The 25713-nt window shown below is 62.6% G+C and carries 26 protein-coding genes, 1 tRNA gene and 1 pseudogene; 17 read left to right on the forward strand and 11 right to left on the reverse strand.

Translation table 11 applies throughout. The features are described 5' to 3' along the window. Nucleotides 1-221: 221 nt before the first annotated feature. Both X730_RS161985 and X730_RS161980 read left to right on the forward strand, forming a co-directional pair. Entirely contained in the window at nt 222-1271 is a 1050-nt protein-coding gene (locus X730_RS161985) for a low specificity L-threonine aldolase (RefSeq protein WP_023686416.1), read from the forward strand. Between the two features lie 18 nt (nt 1272-1289). Beyond that, nucleotides 1290-2186: an MBL fold metallo-hydrolase gene (locus X730_RS161980; RefSeq protein WP_023747133.1), complete on the forward strand. Its 897-nt coding sequence runs from the start codon at nt 1290-1292 to the stop codon at nt 2184-2186. Here X730_RS161980 and X730_RS161975 read toward each other — a convergent pair. Together X730_RS161975 and X730_RS161970 are read right to left on the reverse strand one after the other, a co-directional pair. Further along, the gene (locus X730_RS161975; RefSeq protein WP_023825455.1) at nt 2183-2947 is read right to left on the reverse strand and encodes a sulfite exporter TauE/SafE family protein; all 765 of its coding nucleotides are present in this window, start codon (nt 2945-2947) and stop codon (nt 2183-2185) included. The two genes, X730_RS161980 and X730_RS161975, sit on opposite strands and share 4 nt — an antisense overlap. A gap of 157 nt (nt 2948-3104) precedes the next feature. Next, on the reverse strand, nt 3105-3572 hold the full coding sequence (locus tag X730_RS161970) for an Hsp20 family protein (RefSeq protein ID WP_023671202.1): 468 nt from the start codon (nt 3570-3572) through the stop codon (nt 3105-3107). 458 nt (nt 3573-4030) lie between these two features. Between X730_RS161970 and X730_RS161965 the strand changes: the two genes are divergently transcribed. From X730_RS161965 to X730_RS161955, 4 genes are all read left to right on the forward strand, one after another. Beyond that, nucleotides 4031-4990 (forward strand): alpha/beta hydrolase, encoded by a 960-nt coding sequence (locus X730_RS161965; protein WP_023686420.1) that lies wholly within the window; start codon nt 4031-4033, stop codon nt 4988-4990. Between the two features lie 161 nt (nt 4991-5151). After that, nucleotides 5152-5322, forward strand: coding sequence for a hypothetical protein (locus X730_RS1000000168040; RefSeq protein WP_023683236.1), 171 nt, complete (start codon nt 5152-5154; stop codon nt 5320-5322). A gap of 3 nt (nt 5323-5325) precedes the next feature. Beyond that, nucleotides 5326-5565: a DUF1127 domain-containing protein gene (locus tag X730_RS161960; protein WP_023686421.1), complete on the forward strand. Its 240-nt coding sequence runs from the start codon at nt 5326-5328 to the stop codon at nt 5563-5565. Between the two features lie 126 nt (nt 5566-5691). Then, on the forward strand, nt 5692-6522 hold the full coding sequence (locus X730_RS161955; RefSeq protein WP_023755027.1) for an AraC family transcriptional regulator: 831 nt from the start codon (nt 5692-5694) through the stop codon (nt 6520-6522). 12 nt (nt 6523-6534) lie between these two features. On the opposite strand, the gene hisN is transcribed toward X730_RS161955, so the two are convergent. Together hisN and X730_RS161945 are read right to left on the reverse strand one after the other, a co-directional pair. Then, the gene (hisN, locus tag X730_RS161950) at nt 6535-7308 is read right to left on the reverse strand and encodes a histidinol-phosphatase (RefSeq protein ID WP_023671197.1); all 774 of its coding nucleotides are present in this window, start codon (nt 7306-7308) and stop codon (nt 6535-6537) included. 337 nt (nt 7309-7645) lie between these two features. Then, nucleotides 7646-8587: an N-formylglutamate amidohydrolase gene (locus X730_RS161945; protein ID WP_023733490.1), complete on the reverse strand. Its 942-nt coding sequence runs from the start codon at nt 8585-8587 to the stop codon at nt 7646-7648. A gap of 164 nt (nt 8588-8751) precedes the next feature. On the opposite strand from X730_RS161945, the gene X730_RS161940 reads away from it, so the two are divergent. Both X730_RS161940 and X730_RS161935 read left to right on the forward strand, forming a co-directional pair. Next, nucleotides 8752-9114 carry a response regulator gene (locus tag X730_RS161940; protein WP_023671195.1) on the forward strand — a complete coding sequence of 121 codons (363 nt, stop codon included), beginning with the start codon at nt 8752-8754 and terminating at the stop codon, nt 9112-9114. 112 nt (nt 9115-9226) lie between these two features. Continuing rightward, a tRNA-Val gene (locus tag X730_RS161935) sits at nt 9227-9301 on the forward strand. Nucleotides 9302-9508: 207 nt separating this feature from the next. Here X730_RS161935 and X730_RS161930 read toward each other — a convergent pair. From X730_RS161930 to X730_RS161910, 7 genes and pseudogenes are all read right to left on the reverse strand, one after another. Beyond that, nucleotides 9509-9796 (reverse strand): DUF982 domain-containing protein, encoded by a 288-nt coding sequence (locus X730_RS161930; RefSeq protein ID WP_031197745.1) that lies wholly within the window; start codon nt 9794-9796, stop codon nt 9509-9511. Nucleotides 9797-9910: 114 nt separating this feature from the next. Next, nucleotides 9911-10213, reverse strand: a complete 303-nt coding sequence (locus X730_RS161925) for a DUF982 domain-containing protein (protein ID WP_023683230.1) — start codon at nt 10211-10213, stop codon at nt 9911-9913. Nucleotides 10214-10395: 182 nt separating this feature from the next. Next, nucleotides 10396-10948: pseudogene (locus tag X730_RS1000000168455) on the reverse strand (Hsp20 family protein). Nucleotides 10949-11354: 406 nt separating this feature from the next. After that, the gene (locus X730_RS1000000165700; RefSeq protein ID WP_081731494.1) at nt 11355-11561 is read right to left on the reverse strand and encodes a hypothetical protein; all 207 of its coding nucleotides are present in this window, start codon (nt 11559-11561) and stop codon (nt 11355-11357) included. 81 nt (nt 11562-11642) lie between these two features. Continuing rightward, complete coding sequence (locus X730_RS161920; protein ID WP_023825457.1) at nt 11643-12611, reverse strand: GDP-L-fucose synthase; 969 nt, start codon at nt 12609-12611, stop codon at nt 11643-11645. 9 nt (nt 12612-12620) lie between these two features. Further along, nucleotides 12621-13691: a GDP-mannose 4,6-dehydratase gene (gene gmd, locus X730_RS161915; protein ID WP_023825458.1), complete on the reverse strand. Its 1071-nt coding sequence runs from the start codon at nt 13689-13691 to the stop codon at nt 12621-12623. Between the two features lie 104 nt (nt 13692-13795). Continuing rightward, entirely contained in the window at nt 13796-14950 is a 1155-nt protein-coding gene (locus X730_RS161910) for a dihydrodipicolinate synthase family protein (protein WP_023804702.1), read from the reverse strand. A gap of 229 nt (nt 14951-15179) precedes the next feature. Here X730_RS161910 and X730_RS161905 point away from each other — a divergent pair, with 229 nt between their 5' ends. The 9 genes from X730_RS161905 to X730_RS161865 all read left to right on the forward strand — a co-directional run bounded on the left by X730_RS161905 (nt 15180) and on the right by X730_RS161865 (nt 25713). After that, nucleotides 15180-16238 carry a LacI family DNA-binding transcriptional regulator gene (locus X730_RS161905; RefSeq protein ID WP_023695643.1) on the forward strand — a complete coding sequence of 353 codons (1059 nt, stop codon included), beginning with the start codon at nt 15180-15182 and terminating at the stop codon, nt 16236-16238. Next, nucleotides 16235-17245, forward strand: coding sequence for a Gfo/Idh/MocA family oxidoreductase (locus X730_RS161900; RefSeq protein ID WP_023695642.1), 1011 nt, complete (start codon nt 16235-16237; stop codon nt 17243-17245). The genes X730_RS161905 and X730_RS161900 overlap by 4 nt, the downstream gene beginning before the upstream one ends. Further along, the gene (locus tag X730_RS161895) at nt 17242-18843 is read left to right on the forward strand and encodes an acyl CoA:acetate/3-ketoacid CoA transferase (protein WP_023695641.1); all 1602 of its coding nucleotides are present in this window, start codon (nt 17242-17244) and stop codon (nt 18841-18843) included. The genes X730_RS161900 and X730_RS161895 overlap by 4 nt, the downstream gene beginning before the upstream one ends. Continuing rightward, nucleotides 18836-19612, forward strand: coding sequence for an enoyl-CoA hydratase/isomerase family protein (locus X730_RS161890; protein ID WP_023825459.1), 777 nt, complete (start codon nt 18836-18838; stop codon nt 19610-19612). The genes X730_RS161895 and X730_RS161890 overlap by 8 nt, the downstream gene beginning before the upstream one ends. 10 nt (nt 19613-19622) lie before the next feature. After that, nucleotides 19623-21134 carry an aldehyde dehydrogenase family protein gene (locus X730_RS161885; protein WP_023701022.1) on the forward strand — a complete coding sequence of 504 codons (1512 nt, stop codon included), beginning with the start codon at nt 19623-19625 and terminating at the stop codon, nt 21132-21134. A 58-nt stretch (nt 21135-21192) separates the two neighbouring features. Next, entirely contained in the window at nt 21193-22446 is a 1254-nt protein-coding gene (locus X730_RS161880; protein WP_032888198.1) for an ABC transporter substrate-binding protein, read from the forward strand. A 255-nt stretch (nt 22447-22701) separates the two neighbouring features. After that, nucleotides 22702-23652, forward strand: a complete 951-nt coding sequence (locus X730_RS161875; RefSeq protein ID WP_023820636.1) for a sugar ABC transporter permease — start codon at nt 22702-22704, stop codon at nt 23650-23652. Further along, nucleotides 23649-24593 (forward strand): carbohydrate ABC transporter permease, encoded by a 945-nt coding sequence (locus X730_RS161870; protein ID WP_023704034.1) that lies wholly within the window; start codon nt 23649-23651, stop codon nt 24591-24593. The genes X730_RS161875 and X730_RS161870 overlap by 4 nt, the downstream gene beginning before the upstream one ends. Nucleotides 24594-24597: 4 nt before the next feature. Beyond that, the gene (locus X730_RS161865) at nt 24598-25713 is read left to right on the forward strand and encodes an ABC transporter ATP-binding protein (RefSeq protein ID WP_023671180.1); all 1116 of its coding nucleotides are present in this window, start codon (nt 24598-24600) and stop codon (nt 25711-25713) included.

A 25713-nucleotide genomic window follows, 5' to 3' on the forward strand; every position in this document is an offset into this window, starting at 1 on the left:
CCTGGGCGCACACAAGACCGATTCACCAAATTCTTGGACGTTTGGCGACAGAAAATTACGTCGGGCGCTGTCGAAACGAAATTTCGGTCCCGGCACTCCTTCGTGATCGCCTTTGGCTTTACCGCTTTTTCAGCCCTTGGCCCTTGCGCGTCAAACCCCGAAACGGCCATGGTCGCGCTCTTGTCGCAACCAGACTTCTCAACCAGGCAGGGACTTTCCTGATGTTCTTTGCATCCGACAACTGGGCGGGCGTCCATTCCAACATTGCCGCCGGGCTGTCAGCCAATGCCGGCGGCTTTTCGACCGCCTATGGCGATGGCGATCTCGACCGCGCCGTCTACCAGCGTTTCAGCGAGATCTTCGAACGCGAGGTCGCGGTGTTCTTCGTCGCTACCGGCACGGCGGCCAACTCGCTGTCCCTGGCCGCTTACAACAAGCCCGGCGGCATTTCCTTTGCGCACCGCGAATCGCACATCATCGAGGACGAATGCGGCGCGCCGGAATATTTCAGCGGCGGCTCGCGTCTCCATGCTGTCGACGGCGCCCTGGGCAAGATCGATCCGCACAATCTTGAACGCGCCGTCGCCCGTTTCGCACCCGAAATCGTCCATTGGGGACGCCCGACGGCCGTCTCGATCACCCAATCGACCGAAGTCGGCACAGTGTACGGGCTCGACGACATTTCCACCATTTCGGAGATCGCCAAACGCTTTTCCCTGCCGCTGCATATGGACGGCGCCCGTTTTGCCAACGCATTGGTCGCGCTTGAGACGACGCCGGCCGAAATGACCTGGAAGCGCGGCGTCGACATCGTCTCGTTCGGCGGCACCAAGAACGGCTGCTGGTGCGCCGAAGCGGTGGTGCTGTTCGATCTAGACCGCGCCAAGGAGTTGTCCTTCCTGCGCAAGCGCGCCGCACAGCTGTTCTCCAAGTCGCGCTTCATCGCAGCGCAGTTCGACGCCTACTTCACAGACGGCCTGTGGCTGGACACGGCCCGTCATGCCAATGCCATGGCCGCGCGCCTGGCGGCTGCGATCGAGGATTCGGCAACGGCGAAGCTCGCCTGGTTGCCGCAGGCCAACGAGGTGTTCGCGGTGATGAAAAAGGCGGAAGCCGAAAGGCTGCAATCCGTCGGCGCAGCCTTTTACGACTGGCACAGGCCGCACGGCTTCGACGGCCATGTCGGCGAGGACGAGTTGCTCTATCGCTTCGTCACCAGCTTTGCCACGACTTCAGATGAGGTCGATCGCTTCGGCCAGATGATCGCCTGAACCCGCGAGACCGCGCCAATGACAAAGCCACCTCTCGGCTCAACCATGCGGCTGGTTCGCCCGGCGCCAAACGTGCTCGGCTTCTACGATGGCCGCGTTGACGGCGTTCGCGCCTGGTCGGACGAGCCGAACTGGCTGGACGACGGCGCCTATGCCCTCGGCATCTGCACCTATGCGATCGTCGATGGTTCGCAGGCGCTTGTCTACGACACGCATATTTCGCTGCCTCACGCGCGCTTCATCAGGCAGACGCTCGAAGACATGGGCGCAACATCGATCCGGGTCGTGCTCAGCCACTGGCATGACGATCATATTGCCGGCAATGAGGTGTTTCAGGATTGCGAGATTATCGCCAACACGCTCACCGCCTCGGCGCTCGCGAACAACCGGGCTGAGATCGAAAGCGGTGTTCCACCGATCAAGCCTCTCGTGCTGCCGAACAGGACCTTCGCAGGCAGTCTTGACCTCGCCGTTGGATCGATCGCCGTCGAACTGCGTCAGGTCGAAATCCACAGCCATGACGGCACGGTGCTGTTCATGCCCGAAACCGGCCTGCTCCTGGCGGGCGACACGCTCGAGGATCCGATCACCTATGTCAGCGAGGCGGATCGGCTGGCGCAACATCTGGTCGATCTCGAACGCATGGCCGGCTGGTCGATAGACCGCATCTTGCCCAATCACGGCTCGCTCGAAGCGATTGAGCGAGGCGGCTACGACAAAGGCCTCATCGCCGCGACGCAAGCCTACGTTCAAAAACTGCTTCGCTGCCGGCGTGAGCCTGATCTTGCGAAGCAGGATCTGAAAACCTGCGGCGCCGACATATTCGCCACGGGCGCGGTCGAGTACTTCGCGCTGTACGAGCCCGTCCACCGGCAAAACGTCGAGGCCGTTCTCGCAACCGGCACCGATCGCTAAGCAAGGAAAGGCCGCGCCAAAAGCTCGAGGCCAAGCAAGATCAGGAAAACAAGAAACCAGCGCCGGAAGGTCGCCGGGCTGATCCGCTGCCGGAGCAACTGTCCGAGCCACATGCCGAGCAAGGCCGGCGCAACCGCCAGCGACGACATGGCGACATGCCCGACCTGGAACGCGCCGTGCGAGGCAAGGCCGGCAGCGAGCGCGATCGTCGACACGGTGAAGGACAGGCCGAGCGCCTGGATCAGATCGCCACGGCTCAAGCCCAGCGCCTGAATGTAAGGTACAGCGGGCACGACGAACACGCCGGTGCCGCCGGTGACGATGCCGGTAAGGAAACCGACGATGGGCGACGACCAGCGCTCGGCTGACGCGGGAACCGTCAACTGCCGCGCCAGCAGCGTATAGACGGCATAGACGATCAGCGCCGCCCCGAGGCCGGCCGTCGTCCATTTGACATTGTCGCTGGCCAGCAGCCATGAGCCGGCCAGCGTGCCGGCGACGATGCCGACCATCATCAGCCACAGCCGCCTGAGGATCCATCCGAAGCTCGGGCCGGCAAACAGCTGCCAGATATTGGTGACGAAGGACGGCACGATCAGCAGCGAAGCCGCGGCGACCGGCGGCATGATTGTGCCCAGCAGCCCCATCGCCAACGTCGGCAGTCCCATACCGGTAACGCCCTTGACGATGCCGGCCAGCAGGAAGGTCACCGCAATGGTTGCCGGTAGGGCCAGGGAAAAATCAGCCGAAAGATCAGACATCGCCCTTCATGGGAAGACGGCGCCCGCCGCAAAAGAGCCAGAACTCTTCGGTTGGGGTGACAGAGGCTGCGGCGAAAAAAAGCGGCGCCTCGCGGCGCCGCTTTCGTCTCGGGAGGAGACGCTTTCAACCTTGGGCGTTGTGACGCCGCCGTCTTGATCACGCGGCGTTCTTGGCCTCGATCTGCTTGGCGTTGGCCGAAGAGGCGGTAATCGCGATCTTGCGCGGCTTCAGCTCCTCGGGGATGTTGCGCTTAAGGTCGACGAAAAGCAGGCCATTCTTCAGGGTGGCGCCGACGACCTCGACATGGTCGGCAAGCTGGAAGCGGCGCTCGAACGAACGCGAGGCAATGCCGCGGTAGAGCAGCTCGGAGCCTTCGCCATTGCCCTCTTCCTTGCGCTCACCCTTGACGGTCAGCACGTTGCGGTGGGCTTCGATCGAAATCTCTTCGTCCGAGAAGCCGGCAACCGCCATCGAGATGCGATAGGCGTCCTCGCCGGTGCGCTCGATGTTGTAGGGCGGATAGGTCTGCGCGCCATCGGGCTGGGCCAGCGAGTCGAGCATGGTGAACAGGCGGTCGAAGCCGACGGTCGAGCGATAGAGCGGGGAAAAATCAACGTGACGCATGAGGTGTTCTCCTGTTGAGCAACATGTTTGCGTGTGGCCGGTGCGAAACCCTGGAAAGGCGTTTCGGGTGGACCAGCAGCCCCGACATCGGCGGCTGCATCCGACATTTGGGGAGCGCAAAAGCGCATTTCAAGGATTTTTGAAGAGCGCCAATCGAGGCGTCGATGAACGGCAGATGAACCGCTGCTTCGGCGCCCGTTCAGCCGGCCGGCGCTAGAGTGCCCCCAGGATAAAGAACCAGGCGGCGCCGGATGAAAGCGCCGCGACGAGGCCGACCGGGTGTAACGTCCCTTCCTCCCGGATCGACAGAGGCCGGAAGCACGCCGCCGCAGGCTGCTTCCGGCCTTGCTTGTCGTTCGTCCGCCCCCTTGGCGTCCTCCCTTTGCTTTTCATCCATTGGCGTCTATCACCATGCCGACGCCCTGCCGGGTGAGACACCACGAAGACGCAAGCGCCTAATGACGGATCTCTTCCATCCCACGCCAGGCAATCCGCCGCCGCAAAATGTCGCCGGCGGCTTTTTCACCACGCGCGACGGCAAGAAGATCCGCTACGGCCTGTTTGCCGCGATCACCCGGCCGCTGAAAGGCACCGTCGTGCTGCTGCCCGGCCGCAACGAGTGCATCGAGAAGTATTTCGAAACCATCCGCAACCTGACCGACCGCGGCCTCGGCGTCGCCACGCTCGACTGGCGCGGCCAGGGCGATTCCGACCGGCTGATCGCCGATCCGCAACGCGGCTATGTCCGCTCTTTCTACGATTACACCGGCGACCTCGAACAGTTCTTCGAGGATATCGTGCTGCCCGACTGCCGCGGCCCGTATTACATCCTCGCCCATTCGATGGGCGCCGTGATCGCGCTGCTCGCGGCGCCGTCGATGGTCAACCGGGTGCGTCGCATGGTGCTGATTGCGCCTTTCCTGACGGTGCCCGACTCGCCCGTGTCGGCAAAAACCGCGCGCCGCGTCTGCTCGATATTGTGCTTTCTCGGCCTCGGCCGGCTCTACGCCGCCTGGGGTCCGCGTCCCAGGGAAACCCTGCCCTTCGCCCTCAACAAGGTGACATCGGACCCCGGGCGCTATCAGCGCAACACGAAAATCTACGAGCACTATCCGCAACTGGCGCTCGGCGGGCCGACGATCCGCTGGCTGCAGGCGGCAATCAAGGCAGGCGAAGCCATCAGTGAGCCCGACTTCATGGCCAGGATCCAGGTGCCGCTGCTGATGATCGCCGCCGGCGCCGATCAGGTCGTCTCGACCAAGGCCGTGGAAGCCTATGCCAGGCGTCTGCGCCTCGGCTCGCTGCTGATGATCGATGGCTCGAAACACGAGATCCTGCAGGAGGCCGATGTCTATCGCGAGCAGTTGCTCGCCGCCTTCGACGCCTTCATACCCGGCAACGACGACCCAACAGCCTGATGCCGCCGGCGCTGCATGTTGCGGCGCCTTGAGCTTGCGCCTGCTGACAGCCTTCTGTCAGGAGCAGCGCCGGCAGCACCCAAAGAGCTAAAGATTCTGACAGCCGGTGCCGCCCCGGAATGCTCATCTCTCCGCATACTGAACGCCAAGGGGATGACGTCATGACCGAGAAAACCTGCGCTGCCTGCGATTGCCAGCTGGACGCCAACCCGATCCGCGTCAAGGTCGGCGGCAAGACCGTCGAGGTCTGCTGCGAGGAATGCGCGATTGCGCTGAACGAAGCCGGCGCCTCAGTGGCCGGCGCATCAGTGGCCGGCAACGGGGAAGCCTGAGCGATGCGCCCCGATCATGCAGCGGCGGCGCAATGCCTCGCACATCAGCCGACAACTCAAACCGCGACGTTCCGGCGGTCCTTGCGGACACAAGGCATCGCGGCGGCCAACTGGATCGGCCGTCAACTGGAAAGGCGCCGAAGCCGCCTTGCCTTGCTCGAAATGACCGACGAACAGCTCAAGGACATCGGCCTGTCGCGCAGCGACGCTCACTGCGAATACATGCGCCGTTTGTGGGACTGAGCCATGGCCGTTACGAAGGGCCCGACAGGTGAAGTCTCCTGACAGGTTTGGACAAGCCAATCGCCTAATGTGCCGGAGCAGCTTTCGGCGCAAGGGTAGAATGCAACGGCCATGTCTCAGCTCACCATGTCGCAGTTCACGGTACAGACGCTTCTGGACACCGGCACCGTCAGGGTGAGGGATGTCCTCTGCAGCGGCGAATGCCGGCACAAGAGCGAAAAAGAGTGCACCGCTGCCACGCATCTTGTGTTTCCCTATCGCGGCGTCTTCGTGCGCCATGTCGGCCGCAACGATGCGGTCGCCGAAGCCAACCAGTTGTTGTTCTTCAACAACGCCGAAGGCTACCGGATCAGCCATCCCGTCGAGGGTGGCGATTCCTGCCTCGATCTCGTTATCGAGGAGGCGCAACTGCAGGAGTTGACGCCGAAGGAGCAGTTGCGCTCGGGCAGCGCCGTGGCGTTTCGTCGTCAGCGCCGCCGCATCGACCCGCGGGCTCAGGCGCTGGTGGCGGTGCTGCGCCACAGCCTGAGCCGCAACATTGCCGAAACGCTGGAGGCCGAAACCCTGGCGCTGACGCTGGTGCGGCGCTCCCTCGGCGAGCGCACCTCGCATGCCGCCGGCGCCAGCGCTGGCCGGCAGAAGCTGGTCGATCGCGCCAAGCTCGTCCTGTCCTCGGATCTTTCGCGGCGCTGGACGCTGGCCGAGATCGCCGCTGAAGTCGGGGTATCACCGGTTTATCTCACGCAGGTTTTCCAGCAGGTCGAGGCGATGCCGCTCTATCGCTACCATCTGCGCCTGCGGCTGGCGCGCGCGCTCGACCTGCTTGGCCGCTACGACAATCTGACCACGCTCGGCCTGGACCTCGGCTTCTCCAGCCACAGCCATTTCAGCTCAGCGTTCAGGCAGGTCTACGGGCGAACGCCGGCGGAATTCCAGCGCTCGATCAAGCCGCGCTGATCGGGTCGACTATCAGCCCCGCAGGGCTGCCATTGCAGCCGCATGAAGCTCCGGCGTTGCGGCGGCCAGGATGTCGCCGCCCTTTTCCGCCGGACCGCCCTCGAATGTGGTGACGACGCCGCCGGCCTTTTCGATGATCGGGATCAGCGCCACGATGTCGTAGGGTTTCAATCCGGGATCGGCGACGATGTCGACGCTGCCGGACGCGATCATGGCAAAGGCGTAGCAATCGGCTCCGTAGCGGGCGAGCTGGATCTGTTTCTCGAACGCGTCGTAGCGGGTGCGCGCCTCGCCCTTGAAAAGCGCCGGCGTGGTGGTGAACAAGGTCGCCTCGTCAAGCTTCGTCCTCTTGCGGGTCGACAGCTTCCGCGGCCCACCGGGGCCTTCGTAGTGGGAGCCGGAAGCGTTGGCGTAGAACAGCTCGCCGGTGAACGGCTGCGCCATCATGCCGGCGACGGCGTCACCGTCGACCGTCAATCCGACCAGCGTTCCCCACACCGGCAAGCCTGAGATGAAGGCGCGGGTACCATCGATCGGATCGATCACCCAGACATGCCTTGAGGAGATGTTTTCGCTGCCATGTTCTTCGCCAAGTATACCGTGATCGGGATACTCAGCCGAGATCAGCGCCCGAATGGCGCGCTCGGCCTCGCGGTCGGCCTCGGTGACCGGGTCGAAACTGCCTTTTTCCTTGTTGGCCACCGCGCCCTGTGCGCGGAAACGCGGCAAGGTTTCAGCCGCCGCCGCTTGCGCGATCCGGCGCATGAAATCGATGCTGATGTCCACGTGATTCTCCCGCATTACAGAGTGCCAACCCGGTCTGCCGGCACTTTCCCGCCAAAACAAGCCGGTTTATCGATTTATCAGAGACATCAGCGTTGCCGAAATGTCACACATCGGGACCATCGAAACGCATTTCCACATCAGAGTGAATTAAAAAAGCGTGGGATCGATTGACATTTGTGCATCGCACAATAAATTTGTTCTCGGACAGGTTTTCCTGTCCATGCCCTCCTTGGGCGTTTCCTCCCTAGACTTCGACCGTGTCGTGCAAACGATGCGGTCTTTTTTTACGCTGCGGGATGGCCAGCGCGGGATCTCATGAACAGCCGCCGCTCCGGCGTCATTCGGCGGCCAGCGGCAGGTCGATGAAGTGGTGGTCGGGCATCGCCATCAGGTCGGCCGAAAAGCGCGCCATATCGTCGGCCAGCGCATCGAAGCCGGCCGATTTCTGGAACGTCCGCTCATTCATGTAGAGGCCGCGATTGACCTCGATCTGCAGCGCATGCAGATGGCGCGCCGGCCGGCCGTAATGCTCGGTGATGAAACCCCCTGCATAGGGTTTGTTGTGGGCGACGGTGTAGCCCATGCCGATGAGCAGGCCGATCGCCGTCTCGGTCAGGGCCGCCGTGGCCGAGATGCCGAAACGGTCGCCGACGATGAAATCCGGCCGCAGGCCGCTGTCGCCCACCCTGATGCTCGCCGGCATCGAATGGCAGTCGATCAGCACGGCATAGCCGAACCTGGCATGGGTTCTGGTCAATAGCCGCTTCAGCGTCTCGTGATAGGGTTTGTAGACCGCCTCTATGCGCTGGACGGCCTCCGCCAGCGGCAGACGGCCGGAATAGATGTCGAGCCCCTCACCCACCAGCTTGGGCACGGTGCCGAGCCCGCCGGCAACGCGCGCCGAGCGGATGTTGCAGAAGGACGGCACCGGCTCGGCGAACATGCGCGGGTCGAGTTCCCAGGGTTCGCGATTGACGTCGAGATAGGCGCGCGGAAAATTCGCCGCCAGCATCGGCGCGCCCAGCGCCACCGCGCCGCCGAACAGTTCGTCGACATAGCAATCCTCGGAGCGGCGGATGGCGCTCCGGTCGAGCCGCGCCATGGCCAGGAAGCGGTCTGGATAATAGCGGCCGCTATGCGGTGAGTTGAAGACGAAGGGAACGCGCTGCTCGGCGCCCGATCGGATTTCGAAGGGTGGAACGACCGAAAAATCTTCGGCTGCCGTCGTCAATTTGAACGAACCCGGAAACAGCAATGCATCATGATGGGAAACTGCCACCTCATCGGCCGCATGTCCAGCATTTCGGCATGTCAGGAACCCCGTCAAATCAGGATTAATGCCGCCAACGTTCACTTGATGTTTACCGTCAGCTCCTCATATACAGGATGGTTAACGGGCTTGCCGGACGGCAGGCTTGGCTGGGGTGATTCGGACGGGACAAGATGGCACGCATTCTGCTGGCGGAAGACGACGACGACATGCGCCGGTTCCTGGTCAAGGCACTGGAGCGGGCCGGCTACCACGTCAGCGATTTCGACAATGGCGCCAGCGCCTACGAGCGGCTGCGCGAAGAACCTTTCTCCCTGCTGCTGACCGATATCGTCATGCCGGAGATGGACGGCATCGAACTCGCTCGCCGCGCCACCGAGATCGATCCCGACCTGAAGGTGATGTTCATCACCGGTTTCGCGGCCGTCGCGCTCAACCCCGATTCCAAGGCGCCGAAAGACGCCAAGGTGCTGTCCAAGCCCTTCCACCTGCGCGATCTCGTCAACGAGGTCGAAAAAATGCTGCAGGCCGCCTGAAGCACGCACAGTGTGATCTCGCCGCTTCGGCGGCGCGAACAAAACGAGCCTTTCTTTCCCTTTCCGGCTATTGACGCGCTGGACCAAAAATGGTGTATGCGCGGCTTCGGATGGGCGTGTAGCTCAGCGGGAGAGCACTGCATTGACATTGCAGGGGTCACAGGTTCAATCCCTGTCACGCCCACCATCCTTTCGATAACTTGGCCAAGCCCGTTTTTGGCGCACCCCTTCGACGACTTAGCGGGTAAGGCGGCCACCGCTTGTGGCAGCCGCCTCGTGTTTGTGGACATTCGAATGCATGGCGCTCAAAAGTGGCCCCGGTTTTGAGACGACGACATGCATAAGGACAAAGACCTAAAGCGCGTCGTCTGAGTCCCTTCAAACGCGACGCGCTTTAGACGTGGTGCGGGCTTAGCGTCCTTGAAGGCGCAGGCTCGATGCCGTCCTCCATAAGAATATCCTTCTTGCGAGCGAACGCGACGAAGACGCCTCGTGCTGTCTCGGGTTCCACATCGCCAATCAGAGCGGCTTTGCAAGCGCGAATAGCAGCTCTCTGCTCCGGGCTGTTGCCACACCATTCGGATGCGAATTGATAGGCATCTGCGACCGTGTTGAGTTGGCGGGGAAAGCCCAATCCCACCCACACCCGGACTGGCTTTTCAAAAGGTTTCGATAGCATCATGACCTCCTTTCCTAATGCATGTCACCCAGAAGTGTGCCGCGGTTCTGGGACAACGACATGCATCAAAACAAAGACTTAAAGCGTGTCGCATGAATCCGTTTCAGCGCGACGCGCTTAGGCAGTCACTCCTCCGCCTTCGCCACCTCTGCCCATCATCCACGGCATTGTCGTGGATACTTCTTCAAGGATTCTGGCTGCTTTCGCAAAACCGCTGAACGCTTCTCTGGCTGCGGAAAGCGGATAATCGCTATCGAAAGCTCGCTGGCAGGCCCGCAATGCGGTTTGGTGAATGGGGCCGCGCCTGTCCTTTGGCCATTCATAGAGGAACTCCAGAGCATCCTCGAGACACGTGATTTCCTGAACAAGGTTGTCGCCGCTTTTCACGAACACGGCGCTGTCGAACATCCGATCGTTCATATGATCCTCCAAATCGAACGAACCATTGAGTTTCATGGTTTGCGCGGTCTAGGCCAACTGCGGGCGCGCTACAGAGGCGCGCCAGTACGTCCTGCAGTGATCATCTTCGTTTCTCCGCAATCACGGCCTCCCGGCCGAAACCGGGAGGCGGACCCGCAGTTCAAAGTGACAGATCGACAGGATTACGCGGCTTTACGCGCGCGGTCCGTGTCTTGCGTGATCTGAGTGGCGGCCGTTGGCGTGTCGCCCACGCCGATGCTGATGCGGCGCGGCTTCAGCTCTTCGGGAATCTCGCGGACGATGTCGATCGAGAGGAGGCCATTCTCCAGTTTGGCTGCCTTGATCTTCATGTGGTCGGCAAGCTTGAACGTCTGCCTGAAACTGCGGTAGGCGATGCCCTGGTGCAGCAGCTGGCGTCCGCTCTGNCTTGATCTTCATGTGGTCGGCAAGCTTGAACGTCTGCCTGAAACTGCGGTAGGCGATGCCCTGGTGCAGCAGCTGGCGTCCGCTCTGATCATCAGCTTTCTGGCCTACCACGACCAGTTCGGGTCCATGCTGGGTAAGCTCGACCTCATCCTGGCTGAAGCCTGCGATGGCCATCGAGATACGGTAATCGTTCTCGTCGACCTTCTCGATGTTATAGGGCGGCCAGTCTGGACGCGTGCCGCTGTCGAGCATGTCAAAAAGCCGGTCGAAACCGACGGTGGTCCGATAGAGGGTATCAAAGGTTCTCATAGCCACATCCTCCTTGAAGCAACATGGGTACAAGGACGCCGCCCCGTGCGGCGCCGCCATTTTTTGCCGAGCCTTATGGCCTTGGCGGGAATCGAATTAGGAGGCGCCCCAAATGAGTTCAAGAGCATCTCGAATTTTTTTTAGTAGCATCCTTCGCATCGACGGAAAGCGAATCTGAGTTTCTCCGGGACCTTCCCTTCGAACAGTCGAACAGCCCCTTGAAGTACAGATCCGGCGGGAAGTTTTCGCGCGATCTGCGCGACCGCATCGTCTACTGCCCCGCCGTCCCGTTTCGTATTCAAATGCCGGCCAGCAAGGAACCGGGTAGCGGCCTTCCGATCCGTAAATCCACCCTGTCGGGGGACGAAACGTCCCGGCACGTGCCGGGACGTTTCTGGCTCGCGGATCACTGTGGCCGCGGATCGGGCCTGTCGGGCTTGTCATGAGGGGTGTTGTTGCCTTCACGGCACTGTGTGCCGATGCCGCAGCATTTGCCGTTGTAAGTGACACCGGGCTTGGTCTTCTCGCATTCCCTCGGCGGTGCCGTCTGACACCCTGCCAGCACCGAAACCGCGATGGCGGCGAGAAAGACGTTTCTTGAAGTGATAAACATTGACGTTCTCCTTGATGGACCGTGTTTGCTACACACCGCTTGGTCGCGGGCGGCAGCGAAATGGTTCAAGGAAAATTGGAATCAGGCCGCGCCGCGGCGGACATCACCCTTCTCAACATGGTTGAGAAACCACGCATATGTCTGTTCCAATCCACCGCGAAGCGCGTAGCGGGGGCGCCATCCCGTTGCAAACAGCCGCGAAACATCCATCAACTTGCGCGGCGTGCCGTCTGGCTTGGTCGTATCGAAGGCGATATTAGCCTCGACGCCGACGACCGATGCGACGGTCTGGGCAAGCTCGGCAATGGTGACATCCTCTCCCGAGCCGACATTGACGTGGCCGTCGCCGGCATAATTCTTCAACAGCCAGACCAAGGCATCGGCGGCGTCGTCGACATGCAGGAATTCACGCCGCGGCGTGCCCGAGCCCCAGACCTCCAGGCTGCTGCCACCGCTCAGTGCCAGCGCATGCGCCTTGCGCATCAGCGCCGGTACGACATGGCTGCTCTGCAGGTCGAAATTGTCGCCAGGACCGTAAAGGTTGGCCGGCATCGCCGAGATGTAGTCGACGCCATGCTGGCGCCGATAGGCCTGGCACAGTTTGAGCCCGGCGATCTTGGCGATCGCATACCATTCATTGGTGGGTTCGAGCGGACCGGTCAGCAGCGCGTCTTCCCTGATCGGCTGCGGCGCGAGCTTTGGATAGATGCAGGACGAGCCGAGAAACAAAAGCTTGCCGACCTCGCTGCGAAAGGCGCCGTCAATGACATTGCCCTGCATAACCAGGTTTTGCTGCAGGAAATCGACAGGGAACCGGTCATTGGCCAGGATACCGCCGACTTTGGCGGCCGCCATCACCACCGCATCCGGCCTGTGGTCGGCCATCCAGCGCCGCACCCCCGCCTGGTCGAGCAGGTCGAGCTTGTCGCGCGATATGGTGAGTATCTCGCAGTCCTCGCTCGCCAGCCGGCGCACGACGGCCGAACCGACCATGCCACGATGCCCGGCGACGAAGACACGCTTGCCCTTCAGTTCAAATGTCGCGTCCATCGGCCTGCCTCACGCAGAACGGCTGTTCTGCCGCGTGCCGCCGGCCGCGCGTGCCAGATCGGCCTGCACCATTTCCGTCACCAGATCCCTGAAGCCGGTCGTGTGCGACCAGCCGAGTCTTGCCTTGGCCTTGGCGGGGTCACCGAGCAGCAGATCGACCTCGGTCGGCCGGAAATAGCGCGGATCGATACGGACCAGGACAGTGCCCGAACCGGCATCGACACCGACTTCATCGACACCCTCGCCTTGCCAGCGGATGCTGCGTCCGGTCTCGGCAAAAGCCAGTTCGACGAATTCGCGCACGGAATGCGCCTCGCCGGTCGCCAGCACGAAGTCATCGGCTTCGCTGTGCTGCAGAATGCGCCACATGCCCTCTACATAGTCGCGCGCATGGCCCCAGTCACGCTTGGCATCGATGTTGCCGAGATAGAGCGTGTCCTGCAGGCCATGATGAATCGAGGCGACGGCCCGTGTGATCTTGCGAGTGACGAAGGTCTCGCCGCGTGTCGGGCTTTCGTGATTGAACAGGATGCCGTTGGCGGCGAACACGCCGTAAGCCTCGCGGTAATTGACCGTGATCCAGTAGGCGTAAAGCTTGGCCGCGGCATAGGGCGAGCGCGGATGAAAGGGCGTGGTCTCGCTTTGCGGGACCTCGCGCGCCTTGCCGTAAAGCTCCGACGTCGATGCCTGATAGAAGCGCACCGACTTCTCCAGGCGCAGGATGCGGATCGCCTCGAGCAGCCTGAGTGTTCCCAGCGCATCGGCATTGCCGGTGTATTCCGGCGTCTCGAAACTCACCTGGACATGACTCTGGGCGCCGAGATTGTAGATCTCACCGGGCTGTGTCTCCTGCACCAGGCGAATAAGGTTGGTCGCGTCGGTCAGGTCGCCATAATGCAGGAAGAAACGCGCACCGCGCTCGTGCGGATCGACATAGATGTCGTCAACGCGCTCGGTGTTGAACGAGGACGAGCGGCGTTTGACGCCATGGACAATATAGCCCTTCTGCAGAAGCAATTCTGCGAGATAGGCCCCGTCCTGCCCGGTAACCCCGGTGATGAGCGCCACTTTTTCCGTCATTGCCGCTCCGTCCGCATCCAATCCCGGCAACCGAATACAGATTTGGCGCGAGAACGCAAATCCCCCATACGGGGGACAGGTTTCAGCCGGCGATTGTGTCGTTCTCAGGCACCTGCAACCGCGCAGAAATGCTTCATCCTGGCCAGCGCAAGCTCGGGATCGGCGAGCAACCCTGCCTGGTCGGCAAGGCGGAAGATGTCGGCATAGTGCAGGATGCCGCGCGCCGACTGCATGCCGCCGACCATGGCGAAATGGTCCTGATGGCCGTTGAGCCAGGCAATGAAGACGATGCCGGCCTTGTAATACTCCGTCGGCGCCTCGAAGATCTTGCGCGACAACGGCACTGTCGGCGCCATCAGCGCGTCAAAGCCGGCGCGGTCGCCGTCAGCCAGTTTCGCGAGCGCCGCACTGGCGACCGGCGCGATGGCGTCGAATATGCCGAGCAAGGCGTGCGAGTGCCGCTTCCCGTCGCCGGCAATCAGTTCGGGATAGTTGAAATCGTCGCCGGTGAACATGACGACGCCTTCCGGCAACCGGTTGCGCAAGGCAACTTCCTTGCCGGCATCGAGCAGGGAAATCTTTATCCCCTCGACCTTGCCGGCATGACGCTCGATGATGGCGACGACGGTGTCGAGCGCGGCCTCGAAATTGCCGCTGCCCCAATAACCTTTCAGTGCAGGATCGAACATGTCGCCCAGCCAGTGCAGGATGACCTTGCCGGATGCCTGGCTGAGGATGCGATCGTAGACCCTGATATAGTCGTCCGGCCCCTTTGCGACCGCTGCCAGCGCCCGGCTGGCCATCATGATCGCCTTGCCGCCCTCGCCTTCAATGAAAGCGAACTGCTCCTCATAGGCGGCGATCACATCTTCGAGTGATCTCGAATTGGCCGGCGCCAGATGATCGGTGCCGGCGCCCGAGGCGAGGTCTGCGCATTCGACGCTGCGCGCCTCGGCGATCGAGCGCCGGATCAATTCCTGCGCATTCGCCCAGTCGAAACCCATGCCGCGCTGCGAGGTGTCCATCGCCTCGGCGATGCGGAAGCCAAGCCGCCACAAATGATGCCGAAACGCCATCGTCTTGTCCCAGTCGACCGCAGGCTTCGACCAGGGGTCGGTCATCGCGAAAGGGTCGGCGACGACATGGGCCGCGGCATAGGCGATGCGCGGGAAAACCGCACCGATTACGGGCTCGACCGGACTGCCCGCGAGCTTGTAGCTGACGCGGCCGCCATTCTGCGTAGGCAGGGTGATATCCATGGCAACCTCCGTTTTCGGCATCCTATAAATGGAACGTTCCAATAAATCAAGAAACTTTATGATTCCGGCGATTGAACCGGCCCAAACGTTGAAGAAGGCTAAGAGTCCTTGCTAGGAACCACATTCATCACCTTTTCGATCTCCGCAAGAATCCCGATTGACTCTCGTTTGGCAGAGTGATTAGAACGTTCCAATAGATTTTCTCATTCAGGCGGAGGAAACCACCGACATGGCCAGCCGGGCCAAGGCAACGATCCTGGACATCGCCCGCGAGGCTGGTGTGTCCAAATCGACGGTGTCGCTTGTGCTGCAAGGCTCAGGGCTGATCCGGCCTGAAACCGCGGTCAAGGTTCGCAAGGCGATCGAGGATGTCGGCTATGTCTACAACCGCGGCGCCGCCAATCTGCGCAAAGCCCATTCCAACGTCATCGGCATGGTCATCAACGATCTCACCAACCCCTTTTTCGCCGAGCTGGCGGTCGGCATGGAGCGCGTCTTCCAGTCGGCCGGCATCGTGCCCTTCATCGCCAACACGGCGGAGAACCCGGTGCGCCAGGAAGAAGTGCTGAAGTCGCTGATGGAACAGGGCGTCGCAGGCCTGATCGTGTCACCGGCACGCGGCACCACGCCGGGCGCCTTCCGTCGCCTCGAGATGGCGGGCGTGCCGGTCGTCTTCGCCATGCGCCGCCTGCCGGACAGCCGCATCCCGGTGATCGCTCCTGACAACCATCGCGGCGCGTATCTCGCCGCCGCCCATCTGATCGGCAAGGGCCATCGCCGGCTGGCCTTCTTCGGCGGCACCTCCGACCTGGTCGTCTATCAGGAGCGCCTGGGCGGTTTTCGTGAAGCTTGCGAAACATTGGGCATTGCCAGGCGCGACGTGCTTGTCGTCGAAGGCGAGACCAGCCGCAGGGGCGGCATCGCGTGCCTGGAAACCGCCCTTGCCATGGCCGAGCCGCCGACGGCGGCACTGTGCTTCAACGATGCCGTCGCCTTCGGCGTCATGCTGGCGCTGCGCAAGCGCGGGCTGGAGCCCGGCGCGGACTTTGCCGTCGTCGGCTTCGACGACGTGGTCGAGGCCGAGCATTATATGCCGGCGCTGACCAGCGTCTCGGTCGACACACCCGGCCTCGGTGAACGCGCCGCCCACGTCATGCTGAAGATGATCCAGTCGCGCATCACGCATGCCGAGGACCATATCGGCGCCGTCAATCTGGTCGTCAGGGACAGCTGCGGTCCCGATCGCGGCGCCCAGGACACATCAGCAGGAATGGGAGACGCGGCATGAGCGTCAAATGGGGACTGATCGGCGCCAGCACGATCGCCAAACAGTTCATGATCAACGCCATCCGCGCGCAAGAGGGTGGCGAGATCGCGGCGGTGATGAGCTCCAGTCCGCAGCGCGCCAAGACTTATGCCGCGGAACAGAATATTCCGCTTGCCGTCTCGACGCTGGACGATTTGCTCGGCGCCGAAATCGACGCCGTCTACATCTCGACCACCAATGAACTGCATCTCGAACAGGCATTGGCTGCGATCAAGGCGGGAAAGCATGTTCTGTGCGAAAAGCCGCTGGCGCTGAACAGCGCCGACGCGCGCACAATGGTCGCCGCCGCCAAGGAAGCCGGTGTCGTGCTTGGCACCAATCATCATCTGCGCAATGCCGGCGCCCACCGCGCCATGCGCGACGCCATATCAGCCGGCCATATCGGCAAGCCGATTGCCGCGCGCGTCTTCCATTCCGTCTATTTGCCGGAAAACCTGCAGGGCTGGCGCATTACCAAGCCTGAGGCCGGCGGCGGCGTGGTGCTCGACATCACCGTGCATGATGCCGACACGCTGCGCTTCGTGCTCGGCGACGACCCGGTCGAGATTTCGGCCTTCACCCAGTTGGCCGGCATGGCCAGCAGCGGGCTGGAAGACGGCGCCATGTGCATCTGGCGCTTCGGGTCGGGCATCATCGCCCAGTCGCATGAAGGCTTCACAACCAAGTTCGCCGATACCGGCTTTGAGGTGCATGGTTCCGAAGGTTCGCTGATCGCAAAAAATGTGATGACGCAGAAGCCAGTCGGCTCGGTGCTGCTACGCACCGCCAAAGGCGAGGAGGAACTGAGCTTCGACCGCGAAGACCTCTACGCCAGGTCGCTGCGCCAGTTCCATGCGGCCATGCGTGGAGAAGGCCAGCCCTCCGCCACCGGCGAGGACGGCGTCTGGTCCCTGGCGTCGGCCGAAGCAGCATTGCAGTCGGCAAAATCCGGCAAGGCCGTCACTATCGATCCGAAAGGTGTCGCGTGAGCAAGCTCGTCTCCGCCGCTGAAGCAGCAAGCCTGATCAAGGACGGCATGACCGTCTCCGTCTCGTCGTCGAGCGGCCTCGGCTGCCCGGATGCCGTGCTGGCCGCCATCGGCGAGCGCTTCGACGCCGAAGGCCATCCCAAAGACATCACCACGCTGCACCCCATCGCCGCCGGCGACATGTATGGCATCAAGGGCATCGACCATCTGGCCAAGCCCGGCTTGTTGAAGCGCACGCTCTGCGGCTCCTATCCCTCAGGCCCCTCCTCGTCCGAGCCGCCGCAGATATGGAAGATGATCGGCGACAATTCGGTCGCCGCCTACAACGTGCCCTCCGGCATCCTGTTCGACATGCACCGCGAGGCCGCCGCCAAGCGGCCGGGCGTGCTGACCAAGGTCGGCCTCGACACTTTTGCCGACCCGCGCCACCAGGGCTGCGCCATGAACGCGGCGGCAAGCGAGCCGATCGTCTCGGTGCAGCAGTTCGACGGCGAGGAATGGCTCTATTTCCGCTCGATCGTGCCTGACATTTCGATCATCCGCGCCACCACCGCCGACGAGCGCGGCAACCTGACCTATGAACATGAAGGCGCCTATCTCGGCGGCCTCGAACAGGCGCTCGCCGCGCGCAACAATGGCGGCATCGTCATTGCGCAGGTCAAGCGCGTCGTCGAGAACGGCACGCTGAGGCCGCATGACGTGCGCGTGCCCGGCGTGCTGGTAGACCACATCGTGGTGGCGCCGGACCAGTTGCAGACGACGCTGACGCCTTACGACCCGGCGATTTCGGGCGAGATCTTCCGCCCGCTGTCAAGCTTTCGCAACGCCGAGATGAACGTCCAGAAAGTAATCGCGCGCCGCGTCGCCATGGAGTTGCGCGATGGCATGGCCGTCAATATCGGCTTCGGCATCTCGGCCAATGTGCCGCGTATCCTTCTCGAGGAAGGCCAGCACGGCAAGGTCACCTGGGTGATCGAGCAGGGCGCGGTCGGCGGCGTGCCGCTGCTCGATTTCAAGTTCGGCTGCGCTTCCAACGCCGAGGCGATCATGCCCTCGCCGCACCAGTTCATCTATTTCCAGGCCGGCGGCTTCGATGCCTCGCTGCTCTCCTTCTTGCAGATCGACCGCCATGGCTCCGTCAACGTGTCGAAACTCTCGGCCCGGCCACATGTCACCGCCGGGGCCGGCGGCTTTGTCGACATCACGGCACGGGCGAAAAAGATCGTCTTCTCCGGCTTCTTCAATGCCGGCGCCAAGCTTTCGCTCGCCGATGGCGGCATCCGCATCGACGCGGAAGGCAAGGTCAAGAAGGTCGTCAACGAGGTCGAACACATCTCCTTCTCCGGCAAGCGCGCCGTCGCTCAAGGCCAGGACATCACCTACGTCACCGAGCGTTGCGTGATGAAGCTGACGCCGGACGGTCTGATGGTGACGGAACTTGCGCCGGGCGTCGACCTCGAGCGCGATGTGTTGGCGCAGTCAGAGATTCCGCTCGGCATCGCCAACGATCTCAAGGTCACGCCGGCGGCTCTCTATCAGGACCGGCCGATCGGCCTGTCGCTGAATGGTGGCGCTTCGCTCGGAGGCGCGCATGGCTGAGCGCCTCGTCACCTTCGAGCAGGACGGCGCCATCGGCATCGTCACGCTGCGCCGGCCGGAGAAGTTCAACGCGCTGGACATTCCGATGCTGCGCGCGCTCGAGACAGCGCTCGACGAAGCCGAAATGGCTGAAGGCGTGCGCGTCGTGCTGATCCGCGGCGAAGGCAAAGGCTTTTGCGCCGGCGGCGACGTCGAGGCCTTGGCACAAATGAGCGCTGCCGACTTTCAGGTGCAATGGGTGCGCTACGGCCACCGTGTCTTCGACCGACTGGCGCGGCTGCGGCAGCCGACCATCGCGGTGCTTTCCGGCCATGCGTTGGGTGGCGGGCTGGAGCTGGCAGTCGCCTGCGACTTCCGTGTCGCCGAAACGCAGGTGAAGCTCGGCTTTCCCGAGACATCGATCGGCGTCGTCCCCGGTTGGTCCGGCACGCAGCGCGCCGTGCGCCGCTTTGGGGCCCAGATCGTGCGCCGCATGGCGCTCGGCGGCGAGCTCTTTGCCGCCTCCGACGCGCTTGCACTCGGCGTCGTTGACCGCGTGGTCGAGACCGGCCAGGCGCTGGCAGAGGCCAGGACTTGGGCCGAAAAAATCGCCGGGCGCGGGCCGCTCGCAACCGAAGCCGCCAAGCTGATGATCGCAGTCGCCGAAGGCGAGGAAAGTGCGGCCGCCACCGAGGCGCTCGCCAGCGGCTTCGTTGCGCTGACCGGCGACCTCAAAGCCGGCGTGAGCGCCTTCAAGGCCAAGCAGAAGCCGGCCTTTTCAAGATCCTAGAGAAAGCATGATGAACGCACCGCTCAACATTTCCATGCCGGCCGAGGCGTCCAAGGCGCCGAAGGCTTACAAGCTCCTGATCGACGGCAAGCATGTCGATGCCCGTGACGGCCGCACGATTGCGCGCAACAGCCCCGGCCATGGCTTCACCGTTTCGCGCTATGCGCAGGCCGGCGAGGCCGAGGTGGAGGCGGCCATGCAGGCCGCGCACAAGGCATTCGAGACCGGCCCGTGGCCGCGCACGAAGGCGGCCGAGCGCGCCGCCATCCTGCTCAAGACGGCCGACCTGATCGAGGCCCAGCTCGAAGACATCGCCCGACTCGATGCGCTGGAATCCGGCAAGCCGATCGCCCAGGCGCGCGGCGAGATCGGCGGCGCCATCGACATCTGGCGCTATGCCGCCTCGCTCGCCCGCACGCTGCACGGCGAAAGCTACGCCAATCTCGGCGACGCCATGCTGGGCGTGGTCCTGCGCGAGCCGATCGGCGTCGTCTCGATCATCACCCCGTGGAATTTCCCGTTCCTGATCGTCAGCCAGAAACTGCCCTTCGCGCTCGCCGCCGGCTGCACCGCGGTGGTCAAGCCGAGCGAAATGACCTCGGCCTCGACCTTCGTGCTCGGCGACATCCTGATGCAGGCCGGCCTGCCCGCGGGCGTCGTCAACATCCTGGCCGGCCTCGGCGCCGATGTCGGGGGGCCGATGGTCAGCCATCCGCTGGTCGAGATGGTGTCGTTCACCGGCTCTACCCGCGTCGGCAAGATGACCATGGCTTCCGCCGCGCAGTCGCTGAAGAAAGTCTCGATGGAGCTCGGCGGCAAGAACGGCCAGATCGTCTTCCCCGATGCCGATCTCGAGGCGGCCGCTGACGCAGCAGTGTTCGGCGGCTTCTTCAACGCCGGCGAATGCTGCAATGCCGGCAGTCGGCTGATCGTGCATGAAGCCATCGCCGACGATTTCCTCGCCACTGTCAAGGCCCTGACCGCCAAGGTAACGGTCGGCGACCCACTCGACGACCGAACCAAGGTTGGCGCGATGATTTCCGCCGACCATCTGACCAAGGTCGCAGATTACGTTGCGGCAGCAGCAAAAGACGGCAGCAATGTCTATAGCGGTGGCGGCCAATTGGCGTCCAATGCCGGCCAGTACCTCGATCCGACCATCATTCGCGGCGTTACCGAAGACATGGCTATTGCGCGCGAGGAAGTGTTTGGCCCGGTGCTCTCCGTGCTGACTTTTGGATCGATTGAAAAGGCGTTGCACATCGCCAACAACACGCCCTATGGTCTGTCGGCAGGGGTGTGGAGCGCCAGCATCGACACTTGTATGTCGGTGGCGCGTGGTGTGCGTTCGGGGACCGTTTGGGTGAACACATTCATGGAAGGCTTTCCCGAGCTGCCATTCGGGGGCTACAAGCAGTCCGGCATCGGACGCGAACTCGGCAAACGCGCTGTCGAGGATTATACCGAGGAAAAGACAATCCAGTTTCATCGCGGCCAGCGCACCGGTTGGTGGGTCGGCTGAGTTTGGAAGAACCCGGTGGGCTTCCACCGGTCGTGTAATGCAACAAGGGAGGTAGAACATGTTGCGCAAAATGCTTATCGGAACGGCTCTGGCGACGGCCTTTGCTTTCTCGGCCCATGCCGAGGACGTCAAGGAAGTGCAGATGCTGCATTGGTGGACGTCGGGCGGCGAAGCGGCTGCTCTCAACGTCCTCAAGGGCGACCTTGCCAAGGAAGGCTATGCCTGGAAGGACGTGCCGGTGGCCGGTGGTGGCGGCGACGCCGCCATGACTGCGCTGAAGGCGATGGTCGCGGCCGGCAATTACCCGACCGCGTCGCAGATGCTCGGCTACACCGTGCTCGACTATGCGGCGGCCGGCGTCATGGGCGACCTGACCGAGACGGCGAAGAAGGAAGGCTGGGACAAGTCGGTTCCGGCAGCCCTGCAGAAGTTCTCCGTCTATGACGGCAAGTGGGTCGCTGCTCCAGTCAACGTCCACTCCGTCAACTGGCTGTGGATCAACAAGGCGGTGATGGACAAGATCGGCGGCACCGAGCCAAAGACCTTCGACGACTTCGTCGCCCTGCTCGACAAAGCCAAGGCGGCTGGCGTTATTCCGCTCGCCCTTGGCGGCCAGAACTGGCAGGAAGCCACCATGTTCGACTCGGTTGTGCTGTCGACCGGCGGACCTGAGTTCTACAAGAAGGCCTTCAACGACCTCGACGACGAGTCCCTCAAGTCGGACACGATGAAGAAGTCGTTCGACAACCTCGCCAAGCTCGTCACCTATGTCGACCCGAACTTCTCGGGCCGCGACTGGAACCTTGCCACCGCCATGGTCATCAAGGGCGATGCCCTGGTGCAGGTGATGGGTGACTGGGCCAAGGGCGAGTTCAACGCCGCCAAGAAAACGCCGGGCACCGACTTCCTGTGCTATCGCTTCCCGGGCACGGAAGGCTCGGTGGTCTACAACTCCGACATGTTCGGCATGTTCAACGTTCCGGACGACCGCAAGGCCGCCCAGGTCGCGTTGGCCACCGCCACCCTGTCGAAGAGCTTCCAGTCGGCCTTCAACGTCGTCAAGGGTTCGGTTCCCGCCCGTACCGACGTTCCGGACACCGACTTCGACGCGTGCGGCAAGAAGGGCATCGCCGACCTGAAGGCTGCCAACGAAGGCGGCACACTGTTCGGCTCGCTTGCCCAGGGCTATGGCGCGCCTCCGGCGGTCGCCAATGCCTACAAGGACGTCGTTTCGAAGTTCGTCCACGGTCAGATCAAGACCTCGGACGAAGCCGTGACCGAACTGGTCAAGGCAATCGACGACGCCAAGTAAGCGCTGGCCAGAAACACACCTTCCCCGCTTCGGCGGGGAAGGTGTCACCTAAGGATTGGCCAGCTGGCGCAATTCCAGGAAAAGTGTGAGCGGTTTTCCGGCCGGAATTGCGTAAAAGAAAGAGTTAGAGAGGTTCGCCGTTTCCGTGAAACGGTGAAAGCACTCTTGAACACCATGCCGACCAGAGACCCGTATGCACGGGGCCGCCTTGCCGCCTGACGGCAGAGCACGGACGACCCGAACGGGAGGAGCCTCATGAGCAGTGTAGCGACGACCCAGATCAAGCTGACACCCGAGCGGTCTCGCCCCTCCGTGCGCGCGCGACTGCAGGACGCGCTGCCGAAGATCGTGCTGGCGCCGAGCTTCGCCATCACCATCGTCTTCGTCTATGGCTTCATCCTGTGGACGGTCTATCTGTCCTTCACCAATTCCAAGACCTTCCCGTCCTATGTCATTACCGGACCACGCGCGTATCTACGGCTGTGGGGCTGGACGTTCGACTCCGACCCGCCATCGAGCTGGTACACGTCGATCGTCAATATGGGCATTTTTGGCTTTCTCTACATCGCCATCTGCCTGGCGCTCGGCCTGTTCCTGGCCATCCTGCTCGACCAGAAGATTCGCGGCGAAGGCGTGTTGCGGCCGATCTATCTCTACCCGATGGCGCTGTCCTTCATCGTCACCGGCGTCGCCTGGAAATGGTTCCTCGACCCCGGCCTCGGTCTTGAGCAGACCTTGCATCAGTGGGGCTGGACGAGCTTCCATTTCGACTGGATCAAGAACAAGGATTTCGTCATCTACACGGTGGTCATTGCCGGCGTCTGGCAGGCCTCCGGCTTCATCATGGCGATGTTCCTGGCCGGCCTGCGTGGCATTGACGGCGAGATCATGAAGGCGGCGCAGATCGACGGTGCCACCACCTTCCAGCTCTACCGCCGCATCGTCATTCCGCTGCTGCGGCCAATCTTCCTGTCGGCCTTCATCGTGCTCGCGCACCTTGCCATCAAGTCCTACGATCTCGTGGTTGCGCTGACCAGCGGCGGCCCCGGTGGCTCGGCCTGGCTGCCGTCCAACTTCATGTATGAGTACACGTTCAAGCGCAACGAAATGGCTGTCGGCTCGGCGAGTGCCGTGATCATGCTGATGACCATCGTCGCCATCATCGTGCCCTATCTCTATTCGGAACTGCGGGAGAAGCCGCAATGAGCGCCGTTGCCACCCCTGCCCGCCAGGCCTCTAGCGGCATGAGCACCAAGACCCTCAACCGCATCGTCATCTACGGACTGCTGGCGCTGTTTGCGTTGTTCTACCTGATGCCGCTGTTCGTCATGCTGGTGACCTCGTTCAAGACCATGGAGGAGATCCAGAACGGCAACATGCTGGCGCTGCCCCAGGCGCCGACCTTCGACCCATGGATAAAGGCGTGGAGCGAAGTTTGCTCGGGCCTGACCTGCGTCGGCATGAAGGGCTATTTCTGGAACTCGATCAAGATGGTGGTTCCGGCAGTCATCATCTCGACCCTGCTCGGCGCGCTCAACGGCTATGTGCTGACCAAATGGCGCTTTCGCGGGGCGACGCTGGTGTTCGGGCTGATGCTGTTTGCCTGTTTCATCCCGTTCCAGTCGGTACTGCTGCCGATGGCAACGATCCTCGGCAGCTTGGGCAGGTTCGGCGTCAAGCTGCAGAACGCGACCGGTTTCACCTTCGGCTTTGGCAATCCGACCGTGAACCTGGTGTTCGTTCACGTCGTCTACGGCATCGGTTTCACCACCCTCTTCTTCCGCAATTACTACGAAGCGTTTCCGAACGAGCTGGTGAAGGCGGCGCAGATCGACGGGGCAAGCTTCTTCCAGATCTTCCGGCGCATCATGCTGCCCAACTCGCTGCCGATCATCGTGGTGACGGTGATCTACCAGTTCACCAACATCTGGAACGACTTCCTGTTCGCCTCCGCCTATGCCGGCTCCGGCGACGTGATGCCGATGACGGTGGCGCTCAACAACGTCGTCAACACCTCGACAGGCGTCGTCGAATACAACGTCAACATGGCTGCGGCGATGATCGCAGCCCTGCCCACCCTTCTCGTCTATGTGGTCGCCGGCCGCTACTTCGTGCGTGGCCTGATGGCGGGCGCGGTCAAAGGATAATCTGATGGCTTTTCTGGAAATTGATGGGCTGAAGAAGCGCTTCGGGAATGTCGAGATCCTGAAGGGCATCGATGTCGAGCTCGAAAAGGGCGGCTTCCTGGTGCTGGTCGGCCCGTCCGGCTGCGGCAAGTCCACCTTGCTCAACACGATTGCCGGCCTAGAGCAGATCACCGAGGGCGAAATCCGCGTCGACGGCCGCGCCATCAACGATCTGCACCCATCCAAGCGCGACATCGCCATGGTGTTCCAGAGCTATGCGCTCTATCCGAACATGACGGTGGCCGGAAACATCTCCTTCGGCATGGAGATGCGCGGCGTGCCGGCCGACGAACGCCAAAAGGCGATCGACAAGGTGGCCAAGGTCCTGCAGATCGGCCACCTCCTGCAGCGCAAGCCGAGCCAGCTTTCCGGCGGCCAGCGCCAGCGCGTCGCCATGGGCCGGGCGCTGGTGCGCGACCCTAAGCTGTTCCTGTTCGACGAGCCTTTGTCCAACCTCGACGCCAAATTGCGCGTTGACATGCGCATCGAGATCAAGCGCCTGCATGCCACCACCGGCACAACCATCGTCTACGTCACCCACGACCAGATCGAGGCGATGACGCTGGCTACCAAGATCGCCGTCATGCGCGACGGCGAGGTGCAGCAGTTCGGCACCCCGGCCGAGATCTACAACAACCCGACCAATTTGTTCGTCGCCGACTTCATGGGTTCGCCGGCGATGAACCTGATCCCGGCGACCATTGCCACGTCGGGCAATGCGCTGTCCGTCGTGTTGGAGCGCGAGGCGCGCGAGCCCATTACGCTGCCGATGGCCAATGCGCCGGCGGGCCTGTCGGCGTTCCAGGGCAAGCCGATCATCTTCGGCGTGCGCCCGGAAGCGCTGACCGATCCGGAAGGTGCGGAACGCAACGCCTCCAACATTGCCACTGCCGACCTGCACATCGAAGTGGTCGAGCCGGCAGGGTCCGACACTTTCGCGGTGACCAACCTCGGCGGCAAGGGCGTGGTGGCGCGGTTGCGGGCCGACGCCAACATCCAGCCGGGCACCAGCACGCCGCTCGCCTTCAACCTGACCAAGGCCGTGTTCTTCGATCCGGCGACCGAACACCGCATCCGCTGA

The organism is Mesorhizobium sp. L103C131B0, from assembly GCF_000502275.1.
Taxonomy (GTDB): Bacteria; Pseudomonadota; Alphaproteobacteria; order Rhizobiales; family Rhizobiaceae; genus Mesorhizobium.

What these genes read in the sequence shown, in the direction of transcription:
- X730_RS161985 (WP_023686416.1), top strand. Translation starts at nt 222, where the DNA reads ATGTTCTTTGCATCCGACAACTGGGCGGGCGTCCATTCCAACATTGCC.
- X730_RS161980 (WP_023747133.1), top strand. Translation starts at nt 1,290, where the DNA reads ATGACAAAGCCACCTCTCGGCTCAACCATGCGGCTGGTTCGCCCGGCG.
- X730_RS161975 (WP_023825455.1), bottom strand. Translation starts at nt 2,947, where the DNA reads ATGTCTGATCTTTCGGCTGATTTTTCCCTGGCCCTACCGGCAACCATT.
- X730_RS161970 (WP_023671202.1), bottom strand. Translation starts at nt 3,572, where the DNA reads ATGCGTCACGTTGATTTTTCCCCGCTCTATCGCTCGACCGTCGGCTTC.
- X730_RS161965 (WP_023686420.1), top strand. Translation starts at nt 4,031, where the DNA reads ATGACGGATCTCTTCCATCCCACGCCAGGCAATCCGCCGCCGCAAAAT.
- X730_RS1000000168040 (WP_023683236.1), top strand. Translation starts at nt 5,152, where the DNA reads ATGACCGAGAAAACCTGCGCTGCCTGCGATTGCCAGCTGGACGCCAAC.
- X730_RS161960 (WP_023686421.1), top strand. Translation starts at nt 5,326, where the DNA reads ATGCGCCCCGATCATGCAGCGGCGGCGCAATGCCTCGCACATCAGCCG.
- X730_RS161955 (WP_023755027.1), top strand. Translation starts at nt 5,692, where the DNA reads ATGTCGCAGTTCACGGTACAGACGCTTCTGGACACCGGCACCGTCAGG.
- X730_RS161940 (WP_023671195.1), top strand. Translation starts at nt 8,752, where the DNA reads ATGGCACGCATTCTGCTGGCGGAAGACGACGACGACATGCGCCGGTTC.
- X730_RS161930 (WP_031197745.1), bottom strand. Translation starts at nt 9,796, where the DNA reads ATGATGCTATCGAAACCTTTTGAAAAGCCAGTCCGGGTGTGGGTGGGA.
- X730_RS161925 (WP_023683230.1), bottom strand. Translation starts at nt 10,213, where the DNA reads ATGAACGATCGGATGTTCGACAGCGCCGTGTTCGTGAAAAGCGGCGAC.
- X730_RS1000000165700 (WP_081731494.1), bottom strand. Translation starts at nt 11,561, where the DNA reads ATGTTTATCACTTCAAGAAACGTCTTTCTCGCCGCCATCGCGGTTTCG.
- X730_RS161920 (WP_023825457.1), bottom strand. Translation starts at nt 12,611, where the DNA reads ATGGACGCGACATTTGAACTGAAGGGCAAGCGTGTCTTCGTCGCCGGG.
- gmd (WP_023825458.1), bottom strand. Translation starts at nt 13,691, where the DNA reads ATGACGGAAAAAGTGGCGCTCATCACCGGGGTTACCGGGCAGGACGGG.
- X730_RS161910 (WP_023804702.1), bottom strand. Translation starts at nt 14,950, where the DNA reads ATGGATATCACCCTGCCTACGCAGAATGGCGGCCGCGTCAGCTACAAG.
- X730_RS161905 (WP_023695643.1), top strand. Translation starts at nt 15,180, where the DNA reads ATGGCCAGCCGGGCCAAGGCAACGATCCTGGACATCGCCCGCGAGGCT.
- X730_RS161900 (WP_023695642.1), top strand. Translation starts at nt 16,235, where the DNA reads ATGAGCGTCAAATGGGGACTGATCGGCGCCAGCACGATCGCCAAACAG.
- X730_RS161890 (WP_023825459.1), top strand. Translation starts at nt 18,836, where the DNA reads ATGGCTGAGCGCCTCGTCACCTTCGAGCAGGACGGCGCCATCGGCATC.
- X730_RS161885 (WP_023701022.1), top strand. Translation starts at nt 19,623, where the DNA reads ATGAACGCACCGCTCAACATTTCCATGCCGGCCGAGGCGTCCAAGGCG.
- X730_RS161880 (WP_032888198.1), top strand. Translation starts at nt 21,193, where the DNA reads ATGTTGCGCAAAATGCTTATCGGAACGGCTCTGGCGACGGCCTTTGCT.
- X730_RS161875 (WP_023820636.1), top strand. Translation starts at nt 22,702, where the DNA reads ATGAGCAGTGTAGCGACGACCCAGATCAAGCTGACACCCGAGCGGTCT.
- X730_RS161870 (WP_023704034.1), top strand. Translation starts at nt 23,649, where the DNA reads ATGAGCGCCGTTGCCACCCCTGCCCGCCAGGCCTCTAGCGGCATGAGC.
- X730_RS161865 (WP_023671180.1), top strand. Translation starts at nt 24,598, where the DNA reads ATGGCTTTTCTGGAAATTGATGGGCTGAAGAAGCGCTTCGGGAATGTC.